Origin of the sequence: Donghicola eburneus, assembly GCF_900115865.1 — a bacterium.
In the GTDB taxonomy this organism is placed as follows: domain Bacteria; phylum Pseudomonadota; class Alphaproteobacteria; order Rhodobacterales; family Rhodobacteraceae; genus Donghicola; species Donghicola eburneus.
The window spans coordinates 291,127-307,377 of sequence record NZ_FOXY01000001.1; the positions used below are offsets into that span (position 1 = coordinate 291,127).

A 16,251-nucleotide genomic window follows, 5' to 3' on the forward strand; every position below is an offset into this window, starting at 1 on the left:
CACCCCACCCATCGAACAAAAGAAAGGCGGACCGGATGGCATTCCTAGAAGCACATGGCCTGACCAAAACTTATGGTGAGACCAACGCCGTCGATAACCTGACCTTCACGGTCGAAAAGGGCAGTTTTGTCTCGCTGCTTGGCCCCTCCGGTTGCGGCAAGACCACCACCCTGCAAATGATCGCAGGGTTCGAAGATCCGACCATGGGCAAGATAAAGCTTGCAGGTCGTGATCTGTCCGCGATCCCGGCGCGGGACCGCGGCCTTGGCATCGTGTTCCAGAGCTACGCGCTGTTCATGCACATGACCGTTGCGGAAAACGTCGCCTTTGGTCTGGAGATGCGGAATGTCGACAAGGCCGAGCGCAAGCGCCGTGTGGCCGATGCCTTGGAACTGGTCCATCTGGGACATCTGGCAAACCGCTATCCTCGCGCCATGTCGGGCGGCCAGCGTCAACGTGTGGCCTTGGCCCGTGCGCTGGTGATCGAACCTGAGCTTCTGCTCTTGGACGAGCCGCTGTCGAACCTTGACGCGAAGCTGCGCGAAGAGATGCAGCTTGAACTGCGCCGCATCCAGCGCGAAGCCGGCGTGACCACCCTGATGGTAACCCACGACCAATCCGAGGCGCTGGCCATGTCAGACCGCGTGCTGGTCATGGAGAAAGGCCGCCTGCAGCAAGAGGACTCGCCCTTCGAAGTCTACGAGCGTCCGCGCACGAGCTTTGTTTCCACATTCTTGGGCAAATCTAATAACTTCGAGGCTGAACTTAAATCTGTTAGCCCGACCGCGTCGCAACTGCTGATCGGTGGCCGCGCCCTGACAGGCCCCACTGTGAATCTGACGCCTGGCACCGTCGAAGTTGCCGTCCGCCCCGAGCGGATCGAGATTGTCGATGCCGCTGAAGCCGTGATCACCGGCACCGTGCGCGAGCGTATTTTCCTCGGGGCACAATGGATGATGAACGTCGCGACCCCCTTGGGCGATATGCTGGTCATCCGCCGCAACGCCGGTCGCCGCGAAGCCGAGATTGGCGACACCGTGCACCTGTCGTGGGCCCCTGAACACATGCGCATCCTGCCCCTGAATGAGGTGGCGGCATGAATGAAAAACCATGGATGATGAGCGCGCCGGCGCTGACGCTCTTTGGCGTCTTGCTGCTGGTCCCGCTCTGCATGACCTTCTTTCTCAGTTTCAACTCCTTCGGGTTCTACACCGGCATCGAAAACACCGTTTCGATGGAGAACTACGCCGAGGTCGTTTCCGACAGCTACTTCTGGGAGATCTTTGGCCGCACCTTTGCCATCGCGCTGGCGACCACGTTTTTCTGTGCGCTGCTCGGTGTGCCCCAAGCCTATATCCTGTACCGCCTGAGCCCCGCGTGGCGCTCGATTGTGGTGCTGATCGTGATTGGCCCGCTGCTGATTTCTGTGGTGGTACGGACGCTGGGATGGGCGATCCTGCTGGGGAACAACGGGGTCATCAACTCGGCCCTGCAAAACTGGGGTCTGATCGAACGCCCGATCAAGATGATGTACACCTCGGGCGGCATCGTTCTGGCGCTGACCCACGTCTTTCTGCCCTTCATGGTGCTGGCCGTTTGGGCCGCCCTGCAACGCAAAGACCCCGCAGTCGAGGCGGCGGCAGAGAGCCTTGGCGCGCGTCCCTTTACTATCTTTCGCCGGATTGTCTTGCCGCAGGTCATCCCCGGTATTCTGTCCGGTTCGTTGATTGTGTTTTCGATGGCGGCCAGCAGCTTTGCGACCCCTGCGATCCTAGGTGGACGCCGTGTCAAAGTCGTAGCGACGACGGTCTATGACGAATTTCTCAACACCCTGAACTGGCCCCTTGGCGCGGCGATCGCCATGCTGCTGCTGGCCTCTGTCATGGTGATCATGCTGGCGTGGAACCGTCTGGTCGAGCGCCGTTACGGGGAGGCTTTGGAATGAACCAGAACGGTCGTTTCTCCCAAGTATTCAACATCTTGTTCTGCGCTTTTATGCTGGCACCGATCGTGGTCGTCATGGGCGTCTCGCTGACACCCGAAGGCTTCCTCGAGTTCCCGCCAAGCGGCATATCGCTGCGCTGGTACCAAGCGATCCTCGACAACCCCGACTTCATCGAAGCGGCGTGGATTAGCCTGAAGCTCGGCATCGTTGCGGCCACCGTGGCAAGCGTTCTGGCCGTGCCGGCCGCGCTCGCCATCGGTCAAGGCAAGTTCAAAGGCCGAGAGGCCCTGCAAGCCCTGTTCCTGTCCCCGCTGATGGTGCCGACGGTGGTGTTGGGGATCGCGTTCCTGCGCTTCCTTAGCCTGTTCGGCCTGAACGGCACCTTTACCGGTCTGGTCCTGTGCCACGCGATCATCATCACGCCGTTTATCCTGCGTCTGGTGCTGGCGGCTGTGGTCGGTCTGGACCGTACCGTGGACCGCGCAGCCGAGAGCCTTGGTGCGAGCAACTGGACCATTTTTCGCCGTATCACGCTGCCGTCGATTTTGCCGGGCGTGATCGGGGGGTGGGTTTTGGCCTTTATCACCAGCTTTGACGAGCTGACCGTGACCGTCTTTATCGTGAACCCGGCGACCACCACGCTGCCGGTGCGCATGTTCTCTCATATCACCCAGACGACCGACCCGCTGGTGGCCTCTGTGTCTGCGCTGACGGTGATCTTTACCATCATTCTCATGGTGGCCGTGGACCGCATGTACGGTCTGGACCGCCTGCTCATCGGGGAGGGCAAGAAATGAGCGCCTCAGTCGACACAATCGTCGTGGGCGGCGGACTGGTCGGGGCGGCCGTGGCGTGGGGATTGGCCCGCGAAGGCGAGACCGTCACTGTCATCGATGAAGGGGACATCGCCTTGCGCGCGTCCCGCGGCAACTTCGGACTGGTCTGGGTGCAGACCAAGGGCAAGAATCTGTTTGACTACGCCCGCTGGTCCCGCCGCTCGGCCGACCTTTGGCCGGAATTCGCGGGCCTGTTAGAGCAGCAAAGTGGTGTAAACCCCGACTATCACAAGGCGGGTGGTGTCCACCTGTGCCTGAGCGAAGAGGAACTGGATCAAGCCCGCGCCCTGAACAACCGGATGCACAACGTGAACGGCGCTTTGGGCTACGGGGCGGAAATTCTAGACCGCAAGCAGCTGGACGAGATGATCCCCGGACTTGGGCCTGACGTGGTCGGTGGCTCGTATGGGCAGCATGACGGGCACACCAGCCCGTTGCGTCTGCTGCGTGGCCTGCATGGTGGGCTGAAGTCCTTGGGCGCGACCTATGCCTCTGACGGACCGGTTCTGTCGGTGGCCAAAGATGGCGACGGTTATGTCGCCAAGACCGCCAGCAGTACCTATCGCGGGGCCAAGATCGTGCTGGCCGCAGGGCATGGGAACAAGGCGCTTGGCCAGTCGCTTGGCCTTGATATTCCAATCCACCCCGAAAAGGGGCAGATCCTTGTGACCGAACGGGTTGACCCGTTCCTGAACATGCCGACCCATGTGATCCGCCAGACCGATGAGGGCACGGTCATGATGGGCGATAGCCACGAACACACCGGCTATTCCGACCGCTCGACCGCGCCGGTGATCTCTGATCTGGCCCGCAATGCTGTGCGTTGCTTCCCCATTTTGTCCAAGCTCAAAATCGTCCGCAGCTGGGGTGCGGTGCGTATCCTCAGCCCCGATGGCGCTCCGATCTACCAAGAGAGCGAGACTTGCAAAGGCGCGTTCTCGGTCAACTGCCACTCTGGTGTGACTTTGGCGGGGGCCCACGCGATGGCGCTCGCGCCGATGATTGCTGCGGGCAAGCTTGAGCCCGATTTCGAGATTTTTTCTGCCAGGAGGTTCCATGGCCAAGCGCATTGAGAACACGGGCGAACCCGTGCAGTTCACCTTTGACGGCCAGACCGTCACGGCCCAATCCGGCGATACCGTCGCCGCTGCGCTGACCGCTGCAGGGATCGATATCCTGCGCAGTAGCGTGGTCAGCGGTGCACCGCGCGGTGTGTTCTGTATGATGGGCACCTGTTTCGAGTGTCTGGTCGAGGTGGACGGCGTCCCGAACCGCCAAGCCTGCCAAGTCCCCGTGACCGAAGGGCTGACTGTCTGCAGTCAGCAAGGCGCCCCCGAAGTTCTGGAGGCCAGCGCATGACACAGCATTCCCCGATGGAGCCAACCAAAGTCGACGTCGCCGTGATCGGCGCGGGTCCCGCAGGCATGGCCGCCGCCGTCACCGCCAGCAAAGCGGGCCTGAGCGTCGCCCTCTTGGACGAAGGCCAGTCCCTTGGTGGTCAGATCTACCGCAATATCGAGAACGGGACGCCGTTCCGTGACGGTATTCTTGGGCGGGATTATGTGGCTGGCCGGACCTTGGCCCAGAGCCTGCGCGCGTCAGATGTGACCTACCTGCCGCGCACAACGGTTTGGAATATCTCGACCGACAACATGTTGGACCTGAGCCGCGATGGTAGCTCCAGCCAGCTGATCGCGGACAAGATTATCGTAGCCACCGGCGCGGTAGAGCGCCCGTCGCCCATGCCCGGTTGGACCTTGGCGGGCGTCACCACCGTTGGCGCGCTGCAAATCCTGCTCAAAGCCTCTGGCGTCGTTCAAGAGGATGCTGTGCTGGTCGGCTCTGGTCCGTTGATGTGGCTGGTCGCGGCGCAGATGATTTCTGCCGGAACGCCGCCCAAGGCGATTGTAGAAACCACGCCGAAGGGCCGCATGGCGCAGGCGATGCCGCATATCCTGCAGGCGTTGAAGGGGCATCGCTACCTGACCAAGGGTCTGTCTATGATTCGCCAAGTGCGCGGCGCAGGGATTCCGATCTACAATGCAGCCACGAACGTGCGGATCAACGGCGGCGAGGTTGCCGAGAGCGTGACCTTTATCTCCAAGGGCAAAGAGCACACGATACACAGCAATCACATCGCCCTCCATCAGGGTGTCGTGCCAAACCAGCAGGTCACGCGCCTTCTGCGCTGCGATCACAAGTGGGACGCCTCGCAACACTGTTTCCGGCCGGTACTGGACGGGCAGGGGAAAACCTCGGTCCCTGACGTGTATGTGGCGGGCGACGGAGCGGGCATTGGCGGAGCGAAATCGGCGGCGCTCATGGGCCGATTGGTGGCGCTAGCTATCGCGCAGGAAAAAGGCAAAGCCCTGCCGGAGCGGGTGGACCGTTTGGAGGCTGCGCTGGCCAGCGACGGCGCCGTGCGCCCATTCCTAGAGGCGATGTACGCCCCCGCGCCGCAATTCGTGAAACCCGCCAAAGAGACCATTGTTTGCCGCTGCGAAGAGGTGACCGCTGGTGCGATCCAAGAGGCCGTCGACCTTGGCGCGCCCGGCCCGAACCAAGTGAAATCCTTCTTGCGATCTGGCATGGGGCCCTGTCAGGGGCGTGTCTGCGGGCTTGTGGTCGCCAGCATTATCGCAGAGCGGCGCAAAGCCTCGATGGACGAGACGGGCTATTATCGTATCCGTCCTCCGCTGAAACCGATCCCGCTGTCAGAGCTGGCAAATTTCCAACCGCTCGAAGTGGCACAAAAATGACCCAGACCGCCGATCTGATCGTGATCGGGGGCGGCATTCATGGGTCGAGCACGGCCCTGTTTGCCGCCCTAAGGGGCATGTCCGTTATCGTGATCGAAAAAGATACGGTCGCCCGCCACGCCAGCGGGGTGAACGCGGGCGGCGTGCGCAGGTTGGGACGACATCTGGCCGAGGTGCCACTGTCCCAACATTCGATGGAGATCTGGTACGGGCTGCAAGACATGCTTGGGGCAGATTGCGGGTTTCAGATCGCCCCGCAGATCAAGGTCGCCGAAAATGAAGAGGAGCTGGACCGTCACCGTGCGCGGGTTCAGACGCTGAACCGGATGGGGTTTTACCACGAAACCATTCTGGATCAGCCGCAGGTGCGCCACTACTTGCCTGCTGTCGCCGATCACGTGGTTGGCGGGCTGGCGAGCTTGCGTGACGGGTTCGCGCAGCCCTTCTGGACCACCACTGCGATTGCCCGCAAAGCGACGCAAGCGGGTGTGGTGTTCAAGGAAGGCGAGCGGGTTCTGAGCCTGAAGCGCGAGACGGATTGGACCGTGACCACGGACCAAGACATATACCAAGCCCCCAAAGTTCTGAATGCGGCGGGCGCTTGGGCAGGGGCCTTGGCCGGATCGCTTGGGGAATATGCGCCGGTCGAAGCGATTGCTCCGATGATGATCGTCACCGCACGTTTGCCAAAGTTCTGCGATGCCGTCGTGGGGGCCACGGGGCGACCTTTGTCCTTCAAACAAATGCCCAACGGGACAGTGGTGATTGGGGGCGGACGCAGAGGCCGCGCAGACACAGCGACCAACACATCCGAAATGCTGTTCCCAGAGCTGCGCAATACTGCCGCGACCGCGATGGACATCTTTCCGATCATGCGCGGCGCAACCATCGTCCGCAGCTGGTCGGGGGTCGAAGGGCGCATGCCCGACGATATTCCCGTTATCGGGCCCTCTGCGCTGCACGACGGGCTGTATCACAGCTTTGGCTTCAGCGCGCACGGGTTCCAGATGGGACCCGGTACGGGCGAAACGATGGCTGGATTGATCGAGACAGGCGCGACGCAATTCGATCTTTCGGCTTTTGCGATTGATCGGTTCGCCCCGCCCAACACCTGAAAAATGTCCAGAAATGAGGCGCTTGTCCTCGCGACTGTACGAAAATAGCAGTCGTCATTTCAGTTTATTCTGTTAGACAGCACGGCGAATTTATTTGGTTGGATCAGATCTGCTGATCTCTTTGCCTGTGAAGGAATGCGCCGTGACCGTCAGCCTTGAAAATACCGAACCGGAAATCCGGACCATCGCGATGCCCGCAGATACAAACCCCGCGGGGGATATCTTTGGCGGGTGGCTGATGTCCCAGATGGACCTTGCTGCGGGCAATATGGCGGCGCGGATTGCGCGCGGACGATCCGCCACCGTCGCGGTCGAGGGCATGAGCTTTCACCGGCCAGTGAAGGTGGGCGATGAAGTCTCGCTCTTTGCCAAGCTCGAGTCTACGGGCCGCACATCCATGAAGATTTACGTCGAGGCGTGGCGCCGCGATCGCTTTGAATTGGCCCGCGAAAAGGTGACAGCGGCGACCTTCACCTTTGTGGCGCTCGACGATGAGGGACGTTCGCGGGCTTTGCCGCTGCAGGAGGACCCGAAGTAAGGGTCCTTTAAGCGGGGACTACGGTCTGCTTGCCGTCAATCTCGGCGACCGACAGGCCGGTACCGAACAAATCACTCAGCATCGTGCCGGTCATCGACAGCCATTTCGGCCCGGTCGTGACCAGCTGGCCGTCGCGTAGAGCGATGATCCGGTCCGCATAGCGCGCCGCGACACCCAGATCGTGCAGCACAATGATCACACTGCGCTGGTTCGGACCGGGGCGCGACAGGGTATGAAGGCGGTCCATGATATCGCGGGTGTGCCGAGGGTCGAGCGCGGATAGGGGCTCGTCCAGCAAGAGCCACGGCGTCTCTTGCGCCCATGCCATTGCGATAAATGCGCGCTGGCGTTGTCCCCCAGACAAGGACGCGATCAGGCGCGACTTCAGACTGATCAGGTCAAAGGTCTCTAGCGCCTCGGCGATCACCTCGTGGTCGTGGGCCGTGGGACGTCCGTGGTGATGCGGCCAGCGGCCAAAGGAGACCAGATCCTCAATCGTGAGGCGGGCGGTCACCCGTTCGTCCTGCGCGAGCAGCGAAATCAGGCGCGCGCGGTCTGGGGCCCGCAGGCTCGCCAGATCATGCCCGTCGATTTTGACCCGGCCACTGGTCGGGGTCAGTAGGCCGGACATGCTGTGCAATAGGGTGGATTTCCCCGCGCCGTTCGGACCGATCAGGGCGGTGATCCCCGCCTCGCCAAAGGAGAGCGAGATATCGGTCAGAATGGGTGTGCGGTCTTTTTCAACGCTGACGTTTTCCAGAGTGATCACCGGGGGGACCTCCTTAGGACGAGGGCAAGAAAGAGCAGGCCGCCCGCGAACTCGACGATCACCGCGAGGGTCGATTGGAGCCCGAGCAGGCGTTCGAACACGAACTGCCCAAAGATAAGAATGGATGCGCCGATCAGCGCGGCGGCGGGGATCAGGTAGATATGCCGCCACGTTGGAACAAAGGCATAAGCCAGGCTTGCCGCCAAAAGCCCAAGGAATGTCACCGGTCCGACCAACGCGGTCGAGACCGCCACCAGCAGCGCGACAAGCGCGAGAGACGCCAGAACCACGCGGTCGTACTCTTGGCCCAGCGAACGTGCCGTCGTTCTACCAAGGGCGACGATGTCCAGTTGTCGCGATAGCCGCATCGCGAACAGCAACGTCACCGCTAGAAGGACCATCGCAATCCACAGCTGGGTTTTGTCCACACCGCCAAAGCTGGCAAAGCTGGCACCTTGGACGATGGCGAACTCGCTCGGGTCGAGCAACCGCTGCGCCAGACCGGCGAGCCCGCGCAGCAGGACCCCAAGAATAACGCCTGTCAGGATCAGCCGCAGCATATCCTCGGTCCCGCGCCGGAGCATCAGGCCGAAAAGCAAGAGCGCCGTGACCACCATCGTGACGATCTCTGCCCCGAACTGCCCCAATTGCGGCAGGGTTGCATAGCCGGTCCCGCCAAGGGTCATGACAAGCATCGTCTGCAAGAAGATATAGAGCGCGTCAAAGCCCACGATGCCGGGTGTCAGCAGGCGGTTCGCGGTTATGGTTTGGAACACGACCGTCGCTGCACCAACTGCTGCACCCACGACGACCAGCGCACCTAGCTTGGTCAGGCGCAGGCTTAGGATCAGGGCTTTGGGATCACGCAGCTGCCACAGCAGAAACAGTGCGCAGACCCCAAAGAAGACGGCGATCAGACAAAGGAAACGAATTTTAGCCATGGCTGGCCTTTCGCGGAGCGGCGTGCAGCAGCCACAGGAACATGCCTGCGCCAAGCACGGCAAACACCGTTCCTGCCGGAATTTCATAGGGGTAACGGATGACACGGCCCAAGATGTCACAGGCCAAAACCAGACTGCCGCCAGCCCACGCAATCAGGGGCAGGTTCCGCCGCAGATTGTCCCCGCGCCAGCGTGAGATGATATTCGGCACCACCAGTCCGACAAAGGGGATTGACCCCACGCTGACCACCACGACCGATACGATCACAGCCACGAGCACCAACCCGGCGAGCAGCGTCTGCCGGTAATCCAACCCAAGGCTACGCGCCGCGTCTTCGCCAAGTCCAAGCAGCGTGATGCGATCCGCCACCAACCACAACAGGCCCGCAATCAGGGCGACAATCCAGAGCAACTCGTACCGCCCCTGAAGAACACCAGAGAACTCGCCGCTTTGCCATGTTCCGATGAATTGCAATAGGTCCGTGGTCCAAGCGATCCAGAGCACGGCGGCCCCAATGATCCCGCTGTAAATCAGACCAACGAGCGGCAAGAGGACCGGATCACGCCGCGGCACATGCCGAGCGAGTGCCAAGAATCCGAGCGTGCCCATCAATGCCGAGGCCGCGGCCACCGACATCTTGGTCATCAGCGCCGCCCCCGGCGCGATCAGGGTAATCCCGAGCAGGCCGAGCATGGCAGACTCGGGTGTGCCGACCAGACCTGGTTCAACCATCCGGTTCTGGACGCTCATCTGGACCACGACACCTGCCAAGGCCAGCCCCGCACCGGCGAGCAATGCCGCAAAGGTTCGGGGCAGGCGGCTGACCGCGAGCAGCATGGACTGGTCAATTGCACCATCAAACAGTCCAGCCACGCCGATCAGGCAACTGGCAACAACGAGGCACGCGAAAACAAGGCTGGCAAAGAGCGGGCCGCGCATTTTGAACTCAGCTGTTCGAGTCGCGCAGGGCGGTCATGATCTCGGACAGGGTGTGGTTCAACGACTGCACGCCGCCACCCGCAAGGTAAAGCGGTGCGGAATCCAGATAGACGATCTGTCCGTTCTGACCTGCTTTGGTGCCAGCGACCAATGGGTTGTCCAGTGTGACAGCTGCAGCCTCGGCTTCTTGGCCAATCGCAGCGCTGCGATCGACAACAAAGATCCAGTCGGGGTCAACATCTGCGATGAATTCGAAGGATACCGCTTCGCCATGGCGGCCGTCGGCCACATCGGGATAGGCTTCGGGAATGCCGACAGCGGTGTGCAGCCAGCCAAAACGCGACTTGTCTCCGTAGGCCGAGACTTTGCCACCGTTTGTCATCAGGATCAGCGCGTCGCCTTTGCCCTCGGCCATTGCCTTAGCGTCTGCCAGAGCGGCTTCGAGCTCTTGGGTCAGAGCCTGCGCTTCGGGAGACAGGCCAAAGATCGCGCCGTATGCGGTGATGCGCGACTTGGCGTCGTCAATCAACTTGGTCGCATCAATGGTCATGTCCAAAGTCGGCGCAACTTCGGCTAGCGCGGGAATGACGGTCTGCGAGCGGCCCCCCGCGAAGACGACGTCAGGGGCCATGACGGCCAGCGCTTCGAAGTCTGGCTCAAACAGGGTGCCCACGGTCGCGACACCATCAAACGCGTCGGCCAGATAGGCGGGCGGCGTGATGTTGGGGATGCCATCAATTTCGACCCCGAGCGCGTCCAGTGTGTCGATGGCCGAGAGATCAAGAGCCACCACCTTCGCTGGGTTCAGCGGCGCAGCCTGCGGGCCGGTTGCGGTGTCGATTTCGACAGTTTCAGCAATGGCAGAGACGGGCAGGGCGGTCATGGCGAGGACGGCAAAGAGGGGTTTCATGCAAAGCTCCTGGGTGGATCAGAAAATCACGGGTTAAAGTTGATCAATATTGTCACCTTTAATTTCCGACAGAAATACTAGGAATGCGGGGAGCGCAAGGAAAACTTTTGTGAGCCGTCGGAAAAGCGTCCTTGCCCGAACGCGCGATGAACGTTCGACCGGAAAATCGAGCAGGTCTAAAGGGATAGCTGGGGCGACTGACGAAAAGCCGCGCGGCCAAGACGGTGCGCAGAAACAAAAAAGGCCCTGCTCGCGCGGGCCTATGCATCATCATATTGGGAGATTTTCAGTGGCTCCGGCGGTAGGGATCGAACCTACGACCAATTGATTAACAGTCAACTGCTCTACCGCTGAGCTACGCCGGAACACTGTAGGGCGCTGTATAATAACAGCATTCTACGGGCGCAAGCGGAAATTCGAGAAAATTGGAAAATGTTTGTGGGCTGCTGTAAGTGTTTGATGCAACGTGAAAAAGGCTCTGTCCCCGATTGCCGCAGTTGCTTCGGTCGCTGCCAATCGGTTGGCCCAATACTTTATGCTGAATTGCCCAAGGCGGGGCGCAACCGCAGTCTGTACCCACGACCTTGAGCAGCCAAGGAGATAGAGATGGGACGGTACGACAGGGAAACGGCACTTCATGCCTTTGACGGACAAAGCCGCGTCATCCATCCATGCGCCGCGCAGGCCAAAGACGATAAGCCCGATTTTCAAGGGGGGACGTTGCGCTGTCACTGTCATGACAGTCCGGTTCTGGTGCAGATAAATGCGCAAAGCCAGCACAACCATCTATGTGGGTGCAGTCGGTGCTGGAAGTCTGACGGTGCTCTTTTTTCCCAAATCGCGGTGGTGCCCCGGAATGCCGTGCATGTTGTGGAGAATGCGGACAAGCTCGGGCTGGTAGATCCGGCGGCAGTGATCCAGCGCTACGCCTGTCGCGACTGCGGTGTTCATCTGGTGGGCCGGATTGAAAGCAAGAGCCACGGGTTTTACGGGCTCGACTTTATTCATACGGAATTGTCTGCGGATATAGGCTGGTCAGCGCCGTCGTTCGCGGCATACGTGAGTTCCGTGGTCGAAGCAGGCTTTCCGCCAGAGCAAATGCCGCATCTTCGGCGGCAGCTCCGCGCCTTGGGTCTAGAGCCGTATGACTGTCTGTCTCCGGATCTTATGGATGTTATTTCGCATCACGCATACGTCCGTCGCCGGTCAGAGGGTGAGCGAGTTTCTGCCTAAGTGGATGGTCATTAACCGCTTGGTGATCACAGTTTTGCTAAAAACATGGCGCTTTTTTTGATGCGTTTGAAGAATCATGGGGTACCCTTCCGCATAGGGAGGAAGTTTAATGATTCAGGAACCAGTGACTGTGTCGACTGGACAGGTGGGGTCTGTCCTAATCGTAGATGATCATCCGCTATACGGTGACGCGTTGGGCGCAGCCCTTCGGAATGAATACCCTGGCTGCCGGATCGAGACCGCTCAGTCCTTGCGTGCGGCGCTCAAAGCTCTGGATGACGGGTTTCGTCCTGACTTGGTGATGTTCGACCTGAAATTGCCGGATGTTCGCGGGATATCTGGGTTTTTGTCCCTGCGCGAGCGGATGCCGGATTTGCCGATCCTTGTGATTTCGTCTTTGACGTCAACCGACGTCGTCCATGCCCTGATGGATAAGGGTGCGGCGGGATTTCTGCCCAAAGATGCGTGCTCTGACGTGCTGCGCAAGGTGGTTGGGTCGATCGTGGCAGGGGAACGCTATGTGCCGACCGCCTATCAGAAGGCCGAAGACACCCTGCCGAGCGAGGGGGCGGGCACTGGGACCAAACTAGACGAGCTAACCCCGCAGCAGCAGAAAATCATGCGTCTGATTTGTTCGGGCAAGGCGAACAAACAGATCGCATATGAGCTGTGTCTCGCGGAGGCGACGGTCAAAGCCCACATTACTGCACTCCTGCGTAGGCTCGGCGTCCAGAACCGAACGCAGGCGGCTATGATGATGGAAAGCTCTTTGGCGGCGGGACAGACCACGGATCCGGATGCGCTTGCTTTCCTGACCCACTAATCATGCTGGACCAAGGAGACACCGCGCGGTTTGTGCGCGTCGCTCTGTCGCGCGCCTCGACCGCGACAGAAGCGGTCACCGAGGCAGTGGCCCAAGTGGATCGACGGGCAACGTGTTTTGTTATGGCGTTTGTGCCGGACCATCTGGATCGGGAAGTATTGGCCAGCGAACTCGACCGCCAAATGGGCGGTGTGCCCGTATTCGGTTGTACGACCGCAGGCCAAATCACACCCGAAGGCTACGAGACAGGCGCGCTGATGCTGATCGCCTTTCCGCGTCGGTATTTCCGCTGTGCATCCATGTTTATTGACCATCTGCGCGATTTTCCGATGCAGGAGCTCAGCCAGAAGATTGATCGGATCAAAACCCAGTTTCAACGCACAGCGGGCTGGCGCCGGTTCGGTCTGGTTCTGTGTGATGGTGTCTCCAAGGCCGAAGACTTGCTGGCCTCGACCCTGCAACTGTGCCTCGGTGAAATCCCGATCTACGGTGGATCGGCTGGGGACGGGCTGCAATTTCAAGAAACCTCTGTGCTTTATGGGGGGCAGTTCCATTCTGGCGCGGCTCTGGTCCTGCTGGTTGAGACGGCGCTCGATTTCACGGGCGTGGGATTTGACCACTTCTTGCCTACAGAAACACTGATGGTCGTCACCAGTGCCATCCCCGAAGAGAGGGTGGTGCTGGAGTTGAACGGCGCCCCCGCCGCGCTGGAATATTCGCGCAAGATCGGGGTCGCTGTGGATCAGTTGTCGCCAGAGGTGTTTGCCGAAAACCCTGTGCTGGTGCGCCAAAATGCCAAGTTCCATGTCCGCGCGATCCACTCGGTCGAGGCTGATCACGGGCTTTCGTTTATGGGGGCGATTGATGACGGGCTTATTTTGACGCTCGGCACTGGAACAGAGATTATCAATGCGCTGGATACGGGGCTCGATTTGCGAGGTCCGATGGGACAACGGCCGGACTTCATCCTTGGGTTCGACTGCATCCTGCGCAAGCTGGAGTTCACGCAAAAGGGCATGTTGGACGATGTCTCTGCCATGTTCCGCAAGCACAATGTGCTGGGTTTCAACACCTATGGCGAACAGCATTGTGGGGTGCATGTGAACCAGACGTTTGTTGGGATCGCGTTCTTTGAGCACACGCCGGAGGATTTGCATTGATCAATCCCTCTGACCCGCCCGAAGAGCAGATCCGCAAGCAGGCGAAGATCATCGACGCCTTGATCCGCCGGATGAACCACCAGCACGAATTGGGGAATTCGGCCTACGCGACCTTTCAGTCGGCAGTGTCCATGCAGGCCAAGATGATGGAGCAGTCGCGCGATCTGGAGCGGACGACCTCGGAGCTGGCCAATGTCCGGATCGAACGGGAACGTACGCGCAAGAACCTAACCAGTGCGCTGGCCGCAATGGAGGGGGGCTTTGCCCTGTTCAACCGCTGCCGGCTCGAAGTTAGCAACGAGCTGTTCCAGATGCTGCTGCCGGATATTTCTGCGCGCATTCAGCCGGGACTCGAGATTGATGAATACATCGAGGCCATGCTCTCGAGCGAGGATTTGGTCGGCACAGATGGGCGCTTGTTCGGGGCGCTGGCTCAGGTGCGCCGATCTGCCGTGGGGGCCGCGGTCAATGCGGTGGTGGCCGAGTTGATTGGCGATCGGTTCTTTCAGGTGAACCTGCAGAGGACGAGCGAGGACAACATCGTCATTCTGTTGACCGACATCAGCCGGATTGTCCGCCAGAACCGCAGTGAAAAAGAGAACCTCATTGACCGTCAGGCGACCTATCTACAAGCGGTGTTTCAAAACATGACCTCTGGCGTGTGTACCTTTGACTCAGACGGGCGGGTCAAGATGTACAACCAGCGGTTTCGGCAGCTGCTTGGGCTGCCCTACACGCTCTTGCAGACAGGATCAGAACTGGAGTTGATCGTGCGGCACGTGCGGTCCCACGCGGTGTTCGAGGACGAAGATGCCTTTGACGTTGGGTTCTGGATGGAGCGTTTGCAAAAGCAAGGGCGATTCAGGTCGCGTCTGCGCCATGCCAACGGACGCATTCTGGACATGCATTCCCATGTTCTGCCCGATGGGGGCTTTGTCGTGGACCTTGGCGACGTTTCTGCCGAAATTCGCACCGCAGAGATGTTAGAAAACCGCGTGGCAGAGCGCACAGCCGAACTGACCGAAGCCAACGCCCGCCTGCGCGAACAATACGAGGAAAAGGCGCGTGTCGAAGAGAAGTTGCGCGTCGCCAAAGAGGCGGCAGAAGCAGCTGTGTCCTCCAAAACCCGTTTTTTGGCGGCGGCCAGTCATGATCTGTTGCAACCCATCAATGCGGCGAAGTTGCTGATCTCGACGATCAAAGAGGCAACCCAAGGGGCGACCGTTCACCCCATGGTCGAGCGCTTGCAATCCTCTTTCACCTCCACAGAGCAGCTCTTGCACGCGCTGCTGGACATTTCGCGGCTCGATAGCGCGGATTCCAGTGCGCTTCAGCCTGCGAACGTGTGTCTCGGGACTTTGATGCAAGGCGTTTACGAGGACCAACTGCGGGTGGCGGAAAAGCGCGGCGTGCGTCTTGATGTGGTGACCGCGATGGTCTTTGTCCGATCTGACCCAGTGTACCTCTTGCGATCGATACAGAACTTGGTGGTAAATGCGATCCAATACACTCCGTCAGGCGGGCGCGTATTGGTCGGGTGCCGACGCAAGGGCGATGACGTAGTGCTCGAGGTTTGGGACACCGGCATCGGGATTACGCTCAAGGACCAGTCCAAAATCTTTGAGGAGTTCACCCGCGCGGGCAATGTGCCCATCGGGTCCGGCGTCGGCCTTGGCCTTTCGATAGTCGAGAGAACCTGCCGCCATATGGGGCACACCGTCAGCGTAAAGTCCAAGCCGAATGTCGGCTCAGTCTTTTCCATTCGTATGCAGCGGGTGGCAGTCCAGCCCGAAGCGATTGAAGAGCGTGTTCCGATAAATGCCAACGAATCCAGCACGATGGACTTGATTGTTCTGGTGGTCGAAGACGATCCAGCCGTGCTTTTTGCGATGATCAAGAAGCTAGAACAGTGGGGCGCTTCTGTTCTTGGGGCTAGTTCAACCGAAGAGGCGTTGGGCCATGTGCGGGACATGGGAATTCCGCCGGATATCATGCTTGCGGACTATCAGTTGGGCAAAACCGATACAGGCATCAACGCGATCAATGCAGTGCGGACTTTGACCGGTATGCACGTGCCTGCGGTGATGATCACGGCAGATCGTGGGGATCACCTCCTCAAGATGGGCGCGGAACATCGCATCCCCGTGCTGACAAAGCCGGTGCGCCTGCGCAAATTACGACCCCTGATCGAGTGGCTGACCCGTGATCCGATGGAGCCGCTCACGCGCTCTGGCACAGACCAAAGTCGGCAATGACTGCCCCATGCCAAAAGATAGGCTTGG

At 60.1% G+C, this 16,251-nt stretch carries 16 protein-coding genes and 1 tRNA gene; 12 read left to right on the forward strand and 5 right to left on the reverse strand.

What is annotated here, in order from left to right:
• The first annotated feature begins 35 nt into the window (after positions 1-35).
• The 8 genes from BM225_RS01300 (at position 36) to BM225_RS01335 (ending at position 7,193) form a co-directional block, all read left to right on the forward strand.
• Positions 36-1,100: an ABC transporter ATP-binding protein gene (locus BM225_RS01300; protein ID WP_092463688.1), complete on the forward strand. Its 1,065-nt coding sequence runs from the start codon at positions 36-38 to the stop codon at positions 1,098-1,100.
• Entirely contained in the window at positions 1,097-1,945 is an 849-nt protein-coding gene (locus tag BM225_RS01305; protein WP_072706149.1) for an ABC transporter permease, read from the forward strand. Before BM225_RS01300 ends, BM225_RS01305 begins: the two co-directional genes overlap by 4 nt.
• The gene (locus tag BM225_RS01310; RefSeq protein ID WP_072706150.1) at positions 1,942-2,742 is read left to right on the forward strand and encodes an ABC transporter permease; all 801 of its coding nucleotides are present in this window, start codon (positions 1,942-1,944) and stop codon (positions 2,740-2,742) included. Before BM225_RS01305 ends, BM225_RS01310 begins: the two co-directional genes overlap by 4 nt.
• Positions 2,739-3,854: an NAD(P)/FAD-dependent oxidoreductase gene (locus tag BM225_RS01315; protein WP_072706151.1), complete on the forward strand. Its 1,116-nt coding sequence runs from the start codon at positions 2,739-2,741 to the stop codon at positions 3,852-3,854. The genes BM225_RS01310 and BM225_RS01315 overlap by 4 nt, the downstream gene beginning before the upstream one ends.
• Positions 3,838-4,140 carry a (2Fe-2S)-binding protein gene (locus BM225_RS01320; RefSeq protein ID WP_072706152.1) on the forward strand — a complete coding sequence of 101 codons (303 nt, stop codon included), beginning with the start codon at positions 3,838-3,840 and terminating at the stop codon, positions 4,138-4,140. The genes BM225_RS01315 and BM225_RS01320 overlap by 17 nt, the downstream gene beginning before the upstream one ends.
• The gene (locus BM225_RS01325) at positions 4,137-5,540 is read left to right on the forward strand and encodes an FAD/NAD(P)-dependent oxidoreductase (protein WP_245780389.1); all 1,404 of its coding nucleotides are present in this window, start codon (positions 4,137-4,139) and stop codon (positions 5,538-5,540) included. The genes BM225_RS01320 and BM225_RS01325 overlap by 4 nt, the downstream gene beginning before the upstream one ends.
• The gene (locus BM225_RS01330) at positions 5,537-6,655 is read left to right on the forward strand and encodes an NAD(P)/FAD-dependent oxidoreductase (RefSeq protein WP_072706154.1); all 1,119 of its coding nucleotides are present in this window, start codon (positions 5,537-5,539) and stop codon (positions 6,653-6,655) included. The genes BM225_RS01325 and BM225_RS01330 overlap by 4 nt, the downstream gene beginning before the upstream one ends.
• A gap of 190 nt (positions 6,656-6,845) precedes the next feature.
• On the forward strand, positions 6,846-7,193 hold the full coding sequence (locus tag BM225_RS01335) for an acyl-CoA thioesterase (RefSeq protein WP_072706216.1): 348 nt from the start codon (positions 6,846-6,848) through the stop codon (positions 7,191-7,193).
• A 7-nt stretch (positions 7,194-7,200) separates the two neighbouring features.
• On the opposite strand, the gene BM225_RS01340 is transcribed toward BM225_RS01335, so the two are convergent.
• The 5 genes from BM225_RS01340 to BM225_RS01360 form a co-directional block, all read right to left on the reverse strand.
• Positions 7,201-7,962 carry an ATP-binding cassette domain-containing protein gene (locus BM225_RS01340; protein ID WP_072706155.1) on the reverse strand — a complete coding sequence of 254 codons (762 nt, stop codon included), beginning with the start codon at positions 7,960-7,962 and terminating at the stop codon, positions 7,201-7,203.
• The gene (locus tag BM225_RS01345; protein ID WP_072706156.1) at positions 7,959-8,903 is read right to left on the reverse strand and encodes an iron chelate uptake ABC transporter family permease subunit; all 945 of its coding nucleotides are present in this window, start codon (positions 8,901-8,903) and stop codon (positions 7,959-7,961) included. The genes BM225_RS01340 and BM225_RS01345 overlap by 4 nt, the downstream gene beginning before the upstream one ends.
• Entirely contained in the window at positions 8,896-9,843 is a 948-nt protein-coding gene (locus BM225_RS01350) for an ABC transporter permease (RefSeq protein ID WP_072706157.1), read from the reverse strand. The genes BM225_RS01345 and BM225_RS01350 overlap by 8 nt, the downstream gene beginning before the upstream one ends.
• Before the next feature lie 7 nt (positions 9,844-9,850).
• A complete protein-coding gene (locus BM225_RS01355) occupies positions 9,851-10,753 on the reverse strand; it encodes a siderophore ABC transporter substrate-binding protein (protein ID WP_072706158.1) in 903 nt (300 codons plus the stop codon).
• A gap of 290 nt (positions 10,754-11,043) precedes the next feature.
• Positions 11,044-11,118 (reverse strand) — tRNA-Asn (locus tag BM225_RS01360).
• A 241-nt stretch (positions 11,119-11,359) separates the two neighbouring features.
• Between BM225_RS01360 and gfa the strand changes: the two genes are divergently transcribed.
• From gfa to BM225_RS01380, 4 genes are all read left to right on the forward strand, one after another.
• On the forward strand, positions 11,360-11,986 hold the full coding sequence (gene gfa / locus BM225_RS01365) for an S-(hydroxymethyl)glutathione synthase (protein ID WP_092463690.1): 627 nt from the start codon (positions 11,360-11,362) through the stop codon (positions 11,984-11,986).
• A 109-nt stretch (positions 11,987-12,095) separates the two neighbouring features.
• Entirely contained in the window at positions 12,096-12,809 is a 714-nt protein-coding gene (locus BM225_RS01370; RefSeq protein ID WP_072706159.1) for a response regulator, read from the forward strand.
• Between the two features lie 2 nt (positions 12,810-12,811).
• Positions 12,812-13,969 (forward strand): FIST N-terminal domain-containing protein, encoded by a 1,158-nt coding sequence (locus BM225_RS01375; RefSeq protein ID WP_072706160.1) that lies wholly within the window; start codon positions 12,812-12,814, stop codon positions 13,967-13,969.
• Positions 13,966-16,224 carry a hybrid sensor histidine kinase/response regulator gene (locus tag BM225_RS01380; protein WP_072706161.1) on the forward strand — a complete coding sequence of 753 codons (2,259 nt, stop codon included), beginning with the start codon at positions 13,966-13,968 and terminating at the stop codon, positions 16,222-16,224. The genes BM225_RS01375 and BM225_RS01380 overlap by 4 nt, the downstream gene beginning before the upstream one ends.
• The last annotated feature ends 27 nt before the right edge of the window (positions 16,225-16,251 follow it).